The sequence below is a fragment of the Streptomyces sp. NPDC031418 genome (genome assembly GCF_055581605.1).
Genome location: NZ_JBVIJC010000014.1, coordinates 135,307 through 150,122, shown reverse-complemented (window position 1 = coordinate 150,122; position 14,816 = coordinate 135,307). Strand labels below are relative to the sequence as shown.

Sequence of the window (14,816 nt, the reverse complement as noted above, 5' to 3'; positions counted from 1 at the left end):
TATCGGCCCCGGAGCCCTGGAGGTTGCCCGTAAACCGCTGGGACGGGTGGTGCGTTGACTGGGCACGGGTGGGGTGATCTCTGCGGATGATGCGAAGTGGATCGAGCCGTTCTCCGGGCTGAGCGAGTCGCAGATCGCCAGGTGGGTGGCGTTGGTGCGGCGTCGTGGTGGTGACGTTCAGCGTGGCCGTCCCGGGCGGCTGCCACTGGAGCACCGGGTATTGCTGGTGGCGACGTACTGGCGCACGAACCTGACGTTGCGGCAGGTGGCGCCGTTGTTGGGGTCTCGAAGTCCGCGGCTGACCACACCCTCGATCACCTGGCGCCCTTGCTGGCCATCTCGCCGGCCACGCAAGGACACCGTCTACATCGTCGACGGCACCCTGGTGCCCACCCGCGATCGCAGCGTGGCCGCGTCCGCCAAGACGGTTGGCTACCCTCTGGCATGGGGAGGCAACCCTGGGTGACTGGTGGGGCAGGCGTTCGGATCTCTCGCCGGTCAGCAACACCGGACGCCTGGCCTCGGCTCGGACGGTGTGTCCCCGTCGGTGCCGTTCAGGTTGGGGGCGACCCGGACCCCTGCAAAACCACCGGCAGGCGTCCAGGTCGCCGAGCCGCAGGCCCCCGACTTCGGATCATGCCCGAGCCGGCTTGCCTTACGTGACGTACGCCTTCTCAGGCTGCTGATGCGGGCGCCCGGCTTGCGCTCCGTGCGGCGCGGGCGAGATGACGGTCGATCAGCGTGGCGAGAGCGGGGCCGTGTTCGTAGGCGAGGGGCGCCAGATCGGGCGGGAGCACGAAGCCTTCGGGGAGGCGGTCGTAGGCGGTGGTGAGCTGGTGGCGGTAGGCGTCGTCCAGGCGGGCCGGCCAGTCGCCGGTCAGCGGCGGGCGCATCCGTGATTCGGCGGCGAGCGCCCGGTGCTGGACGAGCGCTTCCTCGACGGCTTCCTCCTTGGTCCAGTCCGCGATCGGCGAGCGGTCGGGCCGCCACGGGGCGAGCCGGTCGCCGGACCGGCCGCACACGACGGCCTCGGCGAGTTCCTGGGCAATCAGCGGTGAGGCGTGCAGGCCGTCGCTTCATCCTGATGTCGAGCGTCTCGCGGACGGTGCTGTGTCCGCCGTCGGCGTCGACGAGGCACGGCACGCTCACGGTCCGGCGGCTGCCGTCGGCTCGTGTCAGCTCAGCGTGCACCTGCTGGCCGCTCTGGTCCAGGGACGTCAGCCGAGTGCCGTACTCCACTGTCCCGCCCAGCTCCAGGAACCTGTCCCGCAGAATCTCCTGCGTGCGCCATTGCGGCACCAGCCACGGCACCGGATACCGCGACCGGGGCGCCTCAGGATCGCGTTCCATCAACCGCCACGTGCCGTCGCGCAGGCCGTTGCGCCACGTCTGCATGGGCGGCAAGGGGCTGCCGGCCTCCCGCAGCGCGTTGTCGGTTTCGGCTCGGAAGGAGTGCGAATACACAGCACCTGACACAGAATGCGTCATATGCCAGATATGTCCGACGGGTGGGAGGTGTCGCCATCCGGCCGTCCCCATCCACCCGCATGGCCCGACGACGCAGCCGAGTCCGTGGCGATTCCTCCTGCGGTCTCTGCTTCTTTCGACTTCAGTGACGGCCTCGACTTCGATCCACTGCTGACCCGCCTCATGCAGCAGGGACCCGTCACGCGCGTCCGTCTGCCGTACGGCGAGCGCGAGGCCTGGCTCGTCACCAGTTACGACGGCGTCCGGCAGGTCACCACCGACGCGCGTCTGAGCCGCGCCGCCATCGTCGGCCGTGACTACCCCCGCCTTACACCGGAGCCGATCGTCTCCGCCGAGTCGATCAATGTCCTGGACCCACCGCACAGCACCCGGCTGCGGCGCCCGGCCGCCGCGGCCTTCACCCACACGAATGTCGAACGGATGAAGCCGGCCATCGAGCGCGTGGCCGGCCGCCTGCTGGAGGAGATGGCCGAGCACGGGCCGCCGACCGACCTCGCCCACCACCTCTCTGCGCGTCTGCCAGGACACACCATCTGCGAACTGCTGGACGTGCCCGATGCCGACCGGGCCGAGTTGCTGCATCACACCCAGCAGATGCTGGCCACCTCACCGACGGCACAGCAGGCGGCCGCAGCCGCCAAAGCGCACCTGCGCGACTACTTCACCGCCCTGGTCGCGGAGCGACGCACAGCGCCGGGGGACGACCTCGTCAGCCAGCTGACCGCCCCCGGCCCGGACGACGAGGCCCCGTTGAGCGACCAGGAGGCGGCCGTCCTGGCGCTGACGCTCATCCTCAGCGGCAACGACACCGCCACCTGCCAGATCAGCAACATCGCCTATACCCTGCTGACCCGCCCGGGGCAATGGGAACACCTGCTGCACCACCGCGAGGACCTGCCGCCCACCCTGGACGAACTCCTGCGCTACCTGCCGTTCCGCAAAGGCGTCGGCATCCCCCGTCTGGCCCTTGAGGACGTGGAAATCTGCGGCAGCCGCATCCGCGCCGGCGACTACGTGCACGTGTCATACCTGACTGCGAACCGCGACCCTGCTGTCTTCCCTCACCCCGACGTACTCGACCCCCACCGTCCTGCCCACCCTCACATGGCATTCGGCTGGGGCGGACACCACTGCCCCGCCACAGCCCTTGCACTGGCCGAACTCCACATCGCGATCAACGCCCTCCTCACCCGCTTCCCCCGCCTGCACCTTGCCGTACCCGCCCACGAACTTCGCTGGGACACCGCAACCATCCGGCGCTTCCCCCTCCAGCTCCCTGTCGCCTGGTGACCCGCCGTCGTCTCCGACGGCAGGCGCGAACCACAGCGTCTCGACCGCGACCGCCGGCACGTCGGCCCAGCGCTCCCGCTTGGGGCGCTGACGGGCCTGGACGGCTTCCTCGATCACCCGCAGGGGCAGCCTAAGGTGCGGCTCAGCAACTGGAGCTCCTCCTCGCGGGGCTCATCCGGACGAAGCGGCATGTGTGAAACGATCAGTCGCCGTGAACCCGTCGGCCTTCGGCCAAACCGCGGCACACTGACCGGCCGAGAGCTCGCGGAGTACGGCGGCCAGCGCCGTACTCCGCGAAGCGGTCGGAGGTATCGTCGGGGCCTCAGGGCATCATCTCGTACGCCCCGGACAGTGCCTCGACGCGGCGCCAGACACGCTCCGAACGCGCCTCGTCGACCGCCGGGCGCCGGACGGCACCGAGTGCCCAGGACTGCTGCTCCTCGGTCGCCGAGTCCTTGCCGTGCAGTTCGACGGCGTGCGCGGAGAAGTCCCGTACGAGGACGGCGAACAGCTCGTCGAGCACGTCCTCGTCGAGGCCTGCCAGGGCCGCCTGCTCCAGGACCAGCTGTCCGTGGACGACGAGTGCGAAGAGCTGGCCGACGGCGAGGAGGAGGTCGAGGTCCCGGCTCTGCTCCTCGCCGGGCGCGGCGGTGCGCACGAACTCGCAGAGCGCGTCGGCCTGTTCGCGGAACCGGGCGACGTTGGGCAGGTGGGCGTACGCGTCGAAAGCCGGCCGCCAGTCGTGGAAGCGTACCGATCCCAGGCCGCGGGCCGGCCCCTGCCGGAAGAGGAAGTCGTCGTCGGCCGCGTCGAGACGGGTCGGGACGGGCTCGTAGGCGACAGGGTCGAGGAGGTGGTTCCGCATGAACTTGAGGATCAGAGCCAGGTTGACGTGGACGGTGCCCTCCAGCTTCGGCAGGCTGCGGATCTCGACGGCGGCCTGGGCGAAGTAGTTGTCCTTCTCGAAGCCCTTGGCGGCGATGACGTCCCACATCAGGTCGATGACCTTCTCGCCCTCGGTGGTCACCTTCATCTTCGTCATCGGGTTGAAGAGGAGGTAGCGGCGGTCGTCGGGACCCGCGCTGCGGAAGTAGTCGACGGCACGGTCGCTGAACAGCTTCATGCCGACCAGCCGGACGTAGGCGTCGGTCAGCTCGCGCCGCACGTGCGGGAAGGCGGTGACGGGGCGGCCGTAGAGGATCCGGTTCTGCGCGTGGGTGACGGCCTCGTACATCGCGTGCTCGCAGATGCCGATCGAGGCGGTGCACAGGTTGAACTTGCCGACGTTGACGGTGTTCAGGGCGGCGTCGAAGGCGGCACGGCCGGTGTGCAGCACGTCCTCCGGCGTTACGGGGTAGTCCTCGAGGCGGAACTCGCTGACGTACTTCGACGAGTCGACGACGTTCTTGACCAGGTGATACGAGGGGTGACGGCTGTCGGCGGCGAAGAAGACGTAGCCGTCGGGGCCTTCGATGTCGGTGCGCCGGCCGAAGACGGAGACAAGGCCGGCGGCGTTGCCGTTGCCGATGTAGTACTTGGAGCCGTTCGCCCGGAAGCCGCCGTTGCCGTCGGGCTCCAGCAGCATGTCGGTGGAGTAGATGTCGGCGCCGTGGGCCTTTTCGGACAGGCCGAAGGCGAACACTTCGCCCTGGGAGAGCAGTTCGGCGGCACGGGCCCGGGCGGCGGGATTGTCGCTCTGCCAGACGGGGCCGAGGCCCAGGATGGTGACCTGCCAGGCGTACCAGTAGTCGAGGCCGTAGAAGCCGAGTATCTCGTTGAGGGCGGCGATGCGGGCGGTGTCCCAGCGCTTGTCGGCCTCGCCCCCTGCGGCGGCGGCCGGGGTGAGGAAGGTCGCGAAGAGATTTTCCTTGGCGGCGAAGGCGAGGAAGTCGCCGAGCCAGGCGCGGTTGCGGTAGTCCTCGGTCAGCCGGCGCTTGCCCCGCTCTTCGAACCAGTCGACGGTGGTGCGCAGCAGCCTGCGGGTCTCCGGGTCGAAGTGCGCGGGGTCGTAGGTGCGCGGGTTGAAGAGCAGCGCGTCGGTCACGGATGCCGCCTTTCGGCTGGGATGGATGAGGGTGGGGCCGGGCACGGTCAGGGTCCCGGTGAAGGCCCGCTCGGCAGGTCAGTGTTCGACGTCGAAGCGGGCCAGGGTGGTGAGGACGTCGTCGAGCCAGGCGATCATCATGCGTTCGTACGCGATACCGCCCCGCAGCACGACGTGCTGGAGTTTCCGTTCGGCGTCGAGCGGACCGTCCGCGCCGGGGTCCCCGAAGTCACGGGCCTCGCCCGCGAGGTAGTGGGCGAGGCGGTCCATGTGCGCCTGCCGGTGCCGCTCGACCTCGTGGATCAGGCCGGCCGGGTCGTCGAAGGCGGCACCCCGGATCTTCACCGCCAGGTCGTGCCGGACACTCTCGGGTTCGGTCGGGTCGTGGAGCCACGCGGAGAGCGCGTCCCGTCCGGGTCCCGCAACGGAGTATTCCTTCTTGTCCGGACGCCCGTACTGCGGGACGTCGCGGACGTCGACCCAGCCGTCGCTCTCCATGCGCTTGAGCACACGGTAGATCTGCTGGTGAGTGGCGGTCCAGAAGTACCCGATGGACCGTTCGAACCGCCGGGCCAGCTCATAGCCTGAGCCCGGCTTCTCCAGCAGGGAAACGAGGATCGCATGCTCGAGCGCCATGCCCTCGATCTTGCTATGCACCTCGTTGCATAGCAACGTTGTCGCGGTGAGACACGGCTCACCCGGGGGCAGAGCGCGCAGATCATCGCCGACGGCGGCGTGCCGGGGGAGGGTGGCAACCCGGCCGGGCGTGCTCGGCGCCGGCGGTGTGCGGGCCCGGCACCGGTGTCCGGAGGGCGGGTTCAGCCGCGGGTGTCGCGCTCCCAGAGGTAGAAGCGCTGCGCCATGGCGTCCTTCGGGGACCGCCAGGTCTCCGGGGCGTAGGCGCTGACGTACGCCGAGAGCCGCTCGCCGACGTCCTGGAACTCGGGGTGCGAGGTGACCTTGGCGATGGCCGGGCCGGGCTCGCGCTCGGACTCGATGAGGTGCATCTACACATCGCCGAACTGGAAGAGGCTGCGCCGCACCACATCGACGAGGTGCGGCAGCTCGCCCCGGTCGGACTCGGCGAACACCTTGGCGACGTCGGGGGTCGGTGGCCAGGGCGGGGCCGGCGGCCTCACATGAGCGGGCGGCGTCGACGGCTCGGGTGAGCCGGGCAGCGTGGTTGAACCGCGGCAGGCGGGCGCTCAGCCTTCCGGCGAGTTCGTGGTCGTGCCGGCGGTCAGCCGCCAGAGCCCGGCCAGCTCGTAGTAGACGCCGTTGACCAGTTGCAGCAGCACCAGCGTGACCGGCCAGAGCAGTGCGCCGAGGCCGGGCACCAGGTCCATAGGCAGGGTGTAGGCCATCACGACCCGCACGACGGCGTCGAGCAGCATCGCCACGCCCCAGATCGCAGTCGAGACCCGCCAGATCCGCCGGAAGGCCGGCTCGCGTTCCCACAGCACATCCCAGGACGTGCCGTCGGATCGGAACCGCCCCTCCAACAGAGGGCGGCCGCCGTGGAAGAGCAGCGGGCGCCGGGCCCCGATCGAGATCAGGAACCAGAGCCCGGCCACGCCGGTCAGCCACCCGTCCTTGGCCAGCATGAACCGGGGGCTGCCGCTGACCAGCGCGGCTGCGATGCCGAGCAACATGGTCCCGGCGACGAAGCCCGCCATGCCCTCCAGGCTGCGGGTGCGCAGCCACTGCACCACCGTGGTGAGCGCCGGCACGAAGGCACCGGCCAGCAGCGCGACGAAGACGCTGACGCCGGTAGCACGCAGGCCGTAGTACAACGCGATCGGGACCACGATGTCCCAGACGACACCGAGCAGCAGGCGTCGCCCGCTCGGCCGCGGCGATGCCCCGGAGACCACCTTGTGCGCGGTCATGGCGTCCTCCAGTCGCCAGAAGAGCCAGGGTAGTGACTCACAGACACACAGTCTCCATGTCCGGGCGAGGCGGCTGTGTCATCCCTACGACGGCGGCGTCGAGCGCAGACACGGGGGCTCAGCCACGTGGCATGGCCTCGTGTCCGGAGCGGCACCGGTCCGGGCATTTCCGGTTTTCCTCCCCCGCGCACGGCCCGGGCGCGGTTGGATGTCCTCATGACCTCTGCCGAGCACGCGCGGCTGATGCGCGCCAACCAGGCGAACTGGGACGCCCGCACTCCGGTCCACGTCACCAGCCGGTTCTACGGCCTGGACGCGGACCTGCATCCGGAGCGCTGGTTCGCCGCGTTCGAGTGGGAGGACCTCGGCGAGTTGTCCGGCCGGGATGTGCTGCACCTCCAGTGCCACCTCGGCACGGAGACGCTCGCCCTCGCCCGGCGTGGCGCCCGGGCTGTCGGCCTGGACTTCTCGGCGGCGTCCGTGACGGCCGCGCGGGACCTCGCCGCGAAGTCGGGCCTCGACGTCACCTACGTCCAGGCCAACGTGTACGACGCCGTGACGGCGCTCGAGGGCCGGCAATTCGACGTCGTCTACACCGGCAAGGGCGCCCTGTGCTACCTGCCGGACCTCGATCGGTGGGCGGACGTCGTGGCCAGGCTGCTGCGGCCGGGCGGGCGGTTGTACGTCGTGGAGTTCCACCCGCTGCTCAACGCGCTCGGCCCGACACCTGGTCCGGGTGAGGGGCCGGAGTTGCTGCTGCGCCACGACTACTTGGGCGGCTCCGGTCCGGTGCATCGGGATGCCACCTACACCTACACCGACGGCCCGGCCGTCGAGGGCGCCACGGACAGTTACGAGTGGATGCACGGCATCGGTGAGGTCGTGAACGCGTTGACGGATGCGGGAATGGGCGTCCGGCGACTGCGGGAGAGCGACGAGCTTCCCTGGCCGCGCTGGCCGCGGATGGTCCGTACGGACGCCGGCTGGTGGCGGTTGCCCGAGCCGCGGATCCCCCTTCTGTACAGCCTGCTGGCCGTTCGTTGAGCCCCCGTCCCCCGGCAGCCGTACCGTGCGAGCAGCACGCACGCTTGCCCCTGTCAGGCGCCGGTGCCGGTTCCTTGTGTGCGCATCAGGTCGGCCCTCAAGCACACGCCGAGCTCATGTTCGGCGGACTTGGGGCGAGCCGACCGGGCTTCGGTGTATTCCCGGCGGGCTCCCGGATGAACGCCGGTGCCCAGCGGCTGCGCCGGGCTTGGGGACCCGTGGGCTGCGCGGGCACGTAGACGAGGCGCCCTCAGCGGTAGCGGGCCCGGCCCGCCGCCGCGGCCACTGTCAGGGGCACGGTCAGGAGCGCCGCCAGCCAGAACAGGGGGCGGTAGTCGTGCGCTTGAGCTGTGGAGGCCGCCAGTCCGGTGGCCCCGGCGCTGCCCACGTAGAGGGCTACGCCGAACAGGGCCACGCCCGTTGCGCGGGCCGTCGGGGACAGGGCCGTCGCCCATGACTGGATCGTGGAGTGCATGAAGGACCAGCCGCCCCCGAGGAGCAGCGCGACCACGACGAGCGCCCCGGTGGACTGGCTGTAGCCGGCGAGGAGGTACGCCAGAGCCATCTGCACCCCACCGGCCACGATCAGGCGCACCGGCGACCACTGTCCGACGAGCCGTTTGACCACCTGCGCCGCCGCCATGGAACCGACCCCGTACAGGGCCGCGACCGCGCCGGCCAAGGTGGTGGGAACTCCGTGCGCCTCCAGGGCCGGGGCCAGGTAGGTCAGAAAGCCGAGAAGCACTGCTCCCTCCAGCATCGCCACGGTCATGACGAACCACTGCCACCGGGAGGACAGGACCACGCGGAAGGGCGCCAGCAGTGATCCGGAGCGGACCCGCTCGGGCTCAGGCAGACGACGCAGGACCACCGACAGATAGGCGGCGAGGACACCGGGCAGCGCGAACACCAGCCGCCAGGTGAGGTAATGCGCCAGCGCTCCGGCGACGACCGTGGCCACGGCGGTGCCGAGCGCGAACGCGGTCATCAGCTGACTGAGGGGGCGCTGGCGTGTCGCGGCCGGCACTGTGTCACCGACGTACGTCAACGAGGCGGCGATGGAGGCGGCGAAGAAGGTCCCGGCCAGGGCGCGGGCCCCGATCAGCACAGGGGCGTCGGGAGCGAGGGCCGAGGCAAAGGCGGCCGGTGCCGCGCCCGCCAGCGACACCCGCATCACCCACACACGGCCCCGGCGGTCGCTGGCCACTCCCCACACCGGCTGCATCAGCCCGTAGGCGAGGTAGTAGCCGCTCGCAGCCAGCACCACCGTGGGAAGCGGAGCTCCGAGCTGCGGACCGATGAGAACCAGCATGGGTGCGATGCAGAAGCGGTCGAAATTGCTGACGAATCCAGCGGTGCGCAGCAGGCGCAGAGAGGACGCCGGCAAGGTCGTCACCGGTGTCGACGCGGTGGTGGTCACGGGGTGGCCGCTCCCTTCCTGAAGGGTTCGACGAGAACGGGTGACAGAGAACCGCTCCTGGGCGGACGCGGTCTGTCACCAGTTCAGCACCGGGCCGTGCGGCGCACAGACCGCTGGCTATTACCATCACTCACAGCCTGCCGCTTCGGCATCGCCGCTGGTGACGGCAGCATCACAAGAGAGCGGCCGCGTTCGGGCGGACGCCCGTTGTCCTGAGGAGAGGCACGATGACGCGCGGCAGGCCGTCCCCCCGGGAGACCTGGACCTCGCCCTTTGCGGACCACGGTGCACCGCCGGCCGGGGCCGGTCGCCGGCATGGTGGACGGTGAGCGCCCTCCTCATGCCGTCGGGCGAGCCCCCCCGCCGTGAACTGGGGGCCTTTTTGCGGTCCCGCCGTGAGCGGCTGAAACCGAAGGACGTGGGCCTGCCGGAGGCCCCGGGGCGCCGGACCCCGGGGCTGCGGCGGGCCGAGGTCGCGGAACTCGCCGCCATCAGCGTCTCCTGGTACACGTGGCTGGAACAGGGCCGGGTGCGTACCTCGGAGCAGGTGCTGCGCGCGGTGTCACGGGTGCTGCGACTGGACGCCGCGGAAACCGCGCACGTGCTGTCGTTCTTGGAGGAGAGCAGGCCGCCCGCCGATGCTCCCACCTGGGTGTCACGCAACCTGCTCGGTCTGGTGCAGGCCATGACACCCCACCCGGCCGTGGTCCTCGACCCGCACTGGGACCTGCTGGCGTGGAACGCCGGGTATGCCGCCCTGCTGACCGATCCGGCGCGGCTGCACCCCAAGCAGCGCAACCTCCTCTGGCTGGTGTTCCGCTGGCCGCCGGCGCGCACCCTGCTCGCCGACTGGGAACACGAGGCCCGCGCCCTGCTCGGCCAGTTCCGGTCACGGGCCGCTCACCGGCCGAACGATCCCCGGTTCGCCGAACTGATCGGCGAGCTGCTGTCGGACGGTGACGCGGCCCGCTGGTACGAGCGCCGGGAGACAGCCGGATTCGAGCCCTCGGTCCGTCGTTTCCGGCATCCCGCCGTAGGCGAATTGCGCCTCCAGTACGTGAAACTGGCCGCTGTGGACGAGCCCGGCCACCACTTCCTGGCCTACCTGCCCGACGACCAGGACTCCGAGGTAGCCCTGCGCCGTCTGCAGGCAAGCGAGTGAGCCCGCGGTCCCGGACGTTCCGGGACCCGGACCCGCGGGGCTCACCTCGGTGTGCCGGCCGCGCGTTGCGGCACGCAGGCTGCCCTTCCTCGCCGCCTTTGTGTCCTCACCGGCGTCCTCAGACGCCCTGCGCTCGCGTGCCGAGCGCCTGGTGAAGCGCCTCGAGCCGCAGATGGAGAGGCACCCGGACATCGCCGAAATGCGTGAGCGCCACGAGGTGGCCGAGCGGGCAACCAGCACACCACGGGCAGGCCGTCGGGACGCTGGCGTTCCTCACGTGAACAACGTCATCGCCTGAGCGCTAGGCGCCGCTGGAGCTGCCCCCGCGAGTTCCGCCGGAGTGGGCCCGGGCCGCCAGGATGCGGCGACACCGTGGTGAGACCCGCCCGTTCCGCGCCCTGCAGAGCCCTCGATGAGCGAACGCCGGCCACCGCCGCCGACACCGCCCGGCAGCAGCTGGACCCCACGGCCGCCGACGCCGTACGCGCGTACGCCGCCCGCCCTCGGGCCACCGCTGACCAGTTCGCCGGCGCCCTGGAGCACATCGGCCTTCATCAGCGGCCCAGCAGATCCCGCGATTGCAGCCGTCAGGCGGAGGAGTGCACACGGACCACCCCTGTCCGAGGAGGCTGGTCCGTCGCTGGTGTCGTGGGCTCAGCCCACCTGAGGTCGGGCCAGGCCGTGGTCGTAGGCGAAGATCACCGCTTGGATGCGGTCGCGGGCGCCGATCTTGGACAGGACGCGGCCGACATGCGTCTTCACCGTGGACTCCGACAGGACGAAGCGCGTGGCGATCTCGCCGTTGGACCAGCCCTTGCCGATGGCCACGAGGATCTCTCGTTCGCGGTCGGTGAGGGAGGCCAAGCGTGGATTCTCCGCAGAGCCGTTGCCTCCGGAGGGTACGAGACGGGCGAACTCGTGCAGCAGGCGGCGGGTGAGAGCGGGTGCGATCACCGCGTCGCCCACCGCCACGGCCCGGATGCCGGCGAGGAGTTCTTCGGGGCGGGCGTCCTTGAGGAGGAACCCGCTGGCTCCGGCGCGCAGGGCCGCGTACACGTACTCGTCGATGTCGAAGGTGGTCAGGACGAGGACGCGGGAGCGATCGCCGGCGGCGACAATCCGGCGGGTGGCCTCGATGCCGTCCATGCCGGGCATTCGTACGTCCATGAGGACGACGTCGGGACGCAGCTCGGCCGCCATGCGCACCGCCTCCGCTCCGTGCCCGGCTTCACCGACCACGTCCGTCTCGGGCACGGAGTCCAGCAGCATGCGGAAGCCGTACCTTTGGAGCGGCTGGTCGTCCACGATCAGCACGGTGGTCACCGGGCACCGTCCTGGGGGGTGAGGTCGAGGTCGGCCCGCACCGTCCAGCCGGCGCCCGCGGGGTTCGCGCTGACGTGCCCTCCGTAGAGCGCCGCTCGTTCTCGCATGCCCACCAGGCCGTGTCCTTCCTCGTTCGCGGTACGCGGGCGGCCGGCCGGGACGGGCGGGCCGGTGTCCTGGACGGTGACGGTCAGCCGGGTGTCCTCCAGGACGATCGCCACGTTCGCACGCGCCCCGGTCCCGGCGTGTTTCAGGGTGTTCGTCAGGGCCTCCTGCACGATGCGGTAGACCGTGAGCTGCACCCCGCTGTCCAGGGCGTCGATGTCTCCGGCCGTACGGTAGACGACCTCCAGGCCGGCGGCGCGCACTCCCTCGCACAGCGCGTCGATGTCCGTAAGACCGGGCTGCGGGCTCAGCTCGGGCTCGGCCGGCGGACCGTCGGCCTCGCGCAGGACGCCGAGCACCCGGCGCAGTTCGCCCAGGGCCTGGCGGCCGGTGTCCCCGATGAGGTGCAGCGCCTCCTTGCCCCGTTCCGGAGCGACGCCGGCGGCGTAGGCCCCGGCGTCGGCGAGGGTGATGATGACGGACAGGTTGTGCCCGACGATGTCGTGCATCTCCCGAGCCACCCGGGCCCGTTCGGCGGCGACGGCGAGTCTGCCGCGCTGGTCGCGTTCGATCTCCAGCCGAGCCGCGCGGTCTCGCAGCCCGGCCAGCTGGGCCCGCCGGATGCGGATCACCAGGCCGAGTGCGAGGGCCGCGGTCGCCGTGCTGAGCAGGAAGAACAGTGCGTCCCCGACCGACACCGCTGCCGACACCCGCGCCGCGACCAGGCCCAGCACGCCCGCGCTGATCGCGCAGGCCCAGGGCAGCTGCCGCAGCCGGCCGTGCAGGGCGAGGCTGTACAAGGCGACGAAGAGGGCGACGTCCGCACGGAGGGCGGCGCCGAGGGACCACTGGAGGACGAACACCGCGGCGACGGCGCCGAAGGCGACCGCGGGCGCCCGGCGGCGCCACAGCAGGGGCAGCACCAGCCCGGCCTGCAGGGCGAGCATGCCCGTCACCGGCAACCGGGTGAACACGCCGCGGAGGCGGTGCGGGCCGTCGCCGTCACCGTCCCCGCCGGTCACGCCCATCGCGTGCAGGAGGTCCGGCAGACAGAACAGCAGGAAGACCCCGGCCACCACCGCGCTGTCCAGCACCCACGGTCGCGCCCGGTCGGCATGCCGGAACCGCTGGCCGGCCCGGCCGAGCCGGGCGACCAGCTGTCCCGTTCCGCTGAGATCTTCGGTGGTCATGGAGGTCACCGGACCATGATGCGGGTGGCTGCCGCTCAGACGTCGCTGCGCAGCAGCCGGTACGCCGCACCGGCCAGCGCCAGCGCCGTCCAGCCGAGGAAGACCAGCAGCCCGGCGCCCGGTGACAAGGTGGTCGAGTCATGGGTCAGGGCGAAGATCGACTCGCCCGCGTTGCTGGGGAGGTAGGGGCTGATGTCGCCCTGCCAGGAGCTGGGCAGCAGGGAGACCAGCCCGGGGACGAGCATGAGCGCGGCCACCAGGACCGAGATGCCACCGGCCACCGACCGCAGCAGCGCGCCCAGGGCGGTGCCGATCACCCCGACCAAGCCCAGGTACAGCCCGGCGCCCAGCAGACTGCGGACGACGCCGGCGTGGCCGAGGCCCATGGCGGCGGGCGTGCCGGAGACGATCCGGCTGCCGATGAGGAAGGCGACGAACGCGCCCACGGTCGCGATCACCAGCGCGACCAGCCCGTACACCGCCGCCTTGGACCACAGCACGGGCAGTCGGCGCGGCACGGCGGCCAGCGTCGAGCGGATCATGCCGGTGGAGTACTCACCCGCCGTGACCAGAACGCCGAGCACACCGAGGGCGAGCTGGGCGAAGTTCGTGCCGAAGAGGGACAGGCTCGCGGCGGTCGCGGTGGCGAAGTCGCGGTCCATGTGACGGCCGGAGCCGAGATTGGACTTGTAGTGGCTCGCGGCGATGACGCCGAAGGCCACGAGGAACACCAGGCCCAGGCCGAGGGTGATCCAGGTGGAGCGCAGGGACCAGAGCTTGGCCCACTCCGAGGCCAGCACGCGCCGTCCGGTCACCCGGTGGACGGGCCGTGACGCGGCCGGGGCGGTCTCGGGGGTCTCAGGGGTCTTCGGAGTTGCCGTGAGGGTGCTCATGCCGCGCTCCCGGAGGTCTCAGTGCCGGTCGTGGAGCCGTGGTACTCCACGGCGTCCCGGGTCAGTTCCATGAACGCCTCCTCGAGCGACACCGCCTTGGTGGTGAGCTCGAACAGGGGGATGCCGTGCTCGGCCGCCTTCAGGCCGATCTCCCGAGCGGGGACGCCGGTCACCTGCAGTTCCTCCGAGCCGATGCGCCCGGTGATCTCCACGCCCGGCCCCGCCAGCACGTCCCGCAGTCGCGCGGGGTCGTTCGTCGCGACGCGCACGGTGTCGCCGCCGGCCTCGCGGACCAGGTCCTGCACGGTGGTGTCGGCCAGCAGCCGCCCCCGTCCGACGACGATGAGGTGATCGGCCACCAGCGCCACCTCGCTCATCAGATGCGAGGAGACGAAGACCGTGCGTCCCTCGGCCGCGAGGGAGGTGAGCAGGTTGCGGATCCACAGGACGCCCTCGGGATCCAGTCCGTTGACGGGTTCGTCCAGCATCACGGTCTGCGGGTCGCCGAGCAGGGCGGCCGCGATGCCCAGCCGCTGGCCCATGCCGAGCGAGAAGGCACCGGCCCGCTTCTTCGCGACGCTGCCGAGACCGGCGAGTTCGACGACCTCGTCGACCCGGCGGCGCGGGATGCCATGGGTGAGCGCCAGGGCACGCAGGTGGTTGTGGGCCGAGCGGCCGGGGTGGACCGACTTCGCCTCCAGCAGCGCGCCCACCTCCTGCAACGGCGCCTTGTGGCGGGCGTAGCGCTGCCCGTTCACCGTCACGGAGCCGCCGGTCGGCGTGTCCAGTCCGACGATCATGCGCATCGTCGTGGACTTGCCCGCACCGTTGGGACCCAGGAATCCGGTCACCGTGCCCGGCTTCACGGTGAAATCCAGCCCGTCGACGGCTGTCTTCTCCCCGTACCTCTTGGTGAGCTGCTGTGCCTCGATCATTCGCGTTCTCTCCCTCGGACCCGGCGCCCGGAC

The 14,816-nt window shown here is 71.0% G+C and carries 12 protein-coding genes and 3 pseudogenes; 4 read left to right on the top strand and 11 right to left on the bottom strand.

Annotated features, from left to right (window positions below):
• Nucleotides 1–58: 58 nt before the first annotated feature.
• Nucleotides 59–436, top strand: a pseudogene (locus ACZ5CZ_RS22480) (helix-turn-helix domain-containing protein); the annotation flags it as partial.
• 238 nt (nucleotides 437–674) lie between these two features.
• Here the strand turns inward: ACZ5CZ_RS22480 and ACZ5CZ_RS22475 are convergent.
• Entirely contained in the window at nucleotides 675–1,022 is a 348-nt protein-coding gene (locus tag ACZ5CZ_RS22475; protein ID WP_468945431.1) for a hypothetical protein, read from the bottom strand.
• A 61-nt stretch (nucleotides 1,023–1,083) separates the two neighbouring features.
• Nucleotides 1,084–1,350 (bottom strand): annotated as a pseudogene (locus tag ACZ5CZ_RS22470) (FAD-dependent monooxygenase); the annotation flags it as partial.
• Between the two features lie 222 nt (nucleotides 1,351–1,572).
• On the opposite strand from ACZ5CZ_RS22470, the gene ACZ5CZ_RS22465 reads away from it, so the two are divergent.
• On the top strand, nucleotides 1,573–2,778 hold the full coding sequence (locus tag ACZ5CZ_RS22465) for a cytochrome P450 (RefSeq protein WP_468945370.1): 1,206 nt from the start codon (nucleotides 1,573–1,575) through the stop codon (nucleotides 2,776–2,778).
• Nucleotides 2,779–3,100: 322 nt separating this feature from the next.
• On the opposite strand, the gene ACZ5CZ_RS22460 is transcribed toward ACZ5CZ_RS22465, so the two are convergent.
• From ACZ5CZ_RS22460 to ACZ5CZ_RS22445, 4 genes and pseudogenes are all read right to left on the bottom strand, one after another.
• Nucleotides 3,101–4,822, bottom strand: a complete 1,722-nt coding sequence (locus tag ACZ5CZ_RS22460; RefSeq protein WP_468945368.1) for an acyl-CoA dehydrogenase family protein — start codon at nucleotides 4,820–4,822, stop codon at nucleotides 3,101–3,103.
• A gap of 78 nt (nucleotides 4,823–4,900) precedes the next feature.
• Nucleotides 4,901–5,458, bottom strand: a complete 558-nt coding sequence (locus ACZ5CZ_RS22455) for a PadR family transcriptional regulator (protein WP_468945366.1) — start codon at nucleotides 5,456–5,458, stop codon at nucleotides 4,901–4,903.
• A gap of 182 nt (nucleotides 5,459–5,640) precedes the next feature.
• Nucleotides 5,641–5,961: pseudogene (locus ACZ5CZ_RS22450) on the bottom strand (TcmI family type II polyketide cyclase).
• 66 nt (nucleotides 5,962–6,027) lie between these two features.
• On the bottom strand, nucleotides 6,028–6,711 hold the full coding sequence (locus ACZ5CZ_RS22445; RefSeq protein ID WP_468945363.1) for a VC0807 family protein: 684 nt from the start codon (nucleotides 6,709–6,711) through the stop codon (nucleotides 6,028–6,030).
• A 216-nt stretch (nucleotides 6,712–6,927) separates the two neighbouring features.
• On the opposite strand from ACZ5CZ_RS22445, the gene ACZ5CZ_RS22440 reads away from it, so the two are divergent.
• On the top strand, nucleotides 6,928–7,755 hold the full coding sequence (locus tag ACZ5CZ_RS22440; RefSeq protein ID WP_385845382.1) for a class I SAM-dependent methyltransferase: 828 nt from the start codon (nucleotides 6,928–6,930) through the stop codon (nucleotides 7,753–7,755).
• A 250-nt stretch (nucleotides 7,756–8,005) separates the two neighbouring features.
• Here the strand turns inward: ACZ5CZ_RS22440 and ACZ5CZ_RS22435 are convergent, their stop codons facing one another.
• Nucleotides 8,006–9,175, bottom strand: a complete 1,170-nt coding sequence (locus ACZ5CZ_RS22435) for an MFS transporter (RefSeq protein ID WP_385845381.1) — start codon at nucleotides 9,173–9,175, stop codon at nucleotides 8,006–8,008.
• 325 nt (nucleotides 9,176–9,500) lie between these two features.
• Between ACZ5CZ_RS22435 and ACZ5CZ_RS22430 the strand changes: the two genes are divergently transcribed.
• Nucleotides 9,501–10,337, top strand: coding sequence for a helix-turn-helix transcriptional regulator (locus ACZ5CZ_RS22430; protein WP_468945360.1), 837 nt, complete (start codon nucleotides 9,501–9,503; stop codon nucleotides 10,335–10,337).
• A gap of 654 nt (nucleotides 10,338–10,991) precedes the next feature.
• On the opposite strand, the gene ACZ5CZ_RS22425 is transcribed toward ACZ5CZ_RS22430, so the two are convergent.
• From ACZ5CZ_RS22425 to ACZ5CZ_RS22410, 4 genes are read right to left on the bottom strand one after another with little or no spacing between them, the layout of a single operon-like run.
• Complete coding sequence (locus ACZ5CZ_RS22425) at nucleotides 10,992–11,660, bottom strand: response regulator (protein ID WP_385845379.1); 669 nt, start codon at nucleotides 11,658–11,660, stop codon at nucleotides 10,992–10,994.
• Nucleotides 11,657–12,955, bottom strand: coding sequence for a sensor histidine kinase (locus ACZ5CZ_RS22420; protein ID WP_468945358.1), 1,299 nt, complete (start codon nucleotides 12,953–12,955; stop codon nucleotides 11,657–11,659). The genes ACZ5CZ_RS22425 and ACZ5CZ_RS22420 overlap by 4 nt, the downstream gene beginning before the upstream one ends.
• 35 nt (nucleotides 12,956–12,990) lie before the next feature.
• On the bottom strand, nucleotides 12,991–13,848 hold the full coding sequence (locus ACZ5CZ_RS22415; RefSeq protein WP_468945356.1) for an ABC transporter permease: 858 nt from the start codon (nucleotides 13,846–13,848) through the stop codon (nucleotides 12,991–12,993).
• Complete coding sequence (locus tag ACZ5CZ_RS22410) at nucleotides 13,845–14,783, bottom strand: ATP-binding cassette domain-containing protein (protein WP_468945354.1); 939 nt, start codon at nucleotides 14,781–14,783, stop codon at nucleotides 13,845–13,847. The genes ACZ5CZ_RS22415 and ACZ5CZ_RS22410 overlap by 4 nt, the downstream gene beginning before the upstream one ends.
• Nucleotides 14,784–14,816: the final 33 nt, after the last annotated feature.

Bases quoted from the DNA above. Each gene is read 5' to 3' on its own strand.
- ACZ5CZ_RS22420 (WP_468945358.1), bottom strand. From the start codon at position 12,955: ATGACCACCGAAGATCTCAGCGGAACGGGACAGCTGGTCGCCCGGCTC.
- ACZ5CZ_RS22415 (WP_468945356.1), bottom strand. From the start codon at position 13,848: ATGAGCACCCTCACGGCAACTCCGAAGACCCCTGAGACCCCCGAGACC.
- ACZ5CZ_RS22445 (WP_468945363.1), bottom strand. From the start codon at position 6,711: ATGACCGCGCACAAGGTGGTCTCCGGGGCATCGCCGCGGCCGAGCGGG.
- ACZ5CZ_RS22440 (WP_385845382.1), top strand. From the start codon at position 6,928: ATGACCTCTGCCGAGCACGCGCGGCTGATGCGCGCCAACCAGGCGAAC.
- ACZ5CZ_RS22410 (WP_468945354.1), bottom strand. From the start codon at position 14,783: ATGATCGAGGCACAGCAGCTCACCAAGAGGTACGGGGAGAAGACAGCC.
- ACZ5CZ_RS22455 (WP_468945366.1), bottom strand. From the start codon at position 5,458: ATGGCGCTCGAGCATGCGATCCTCGTTTCCCTGCTGGAGAAGCCGGGC.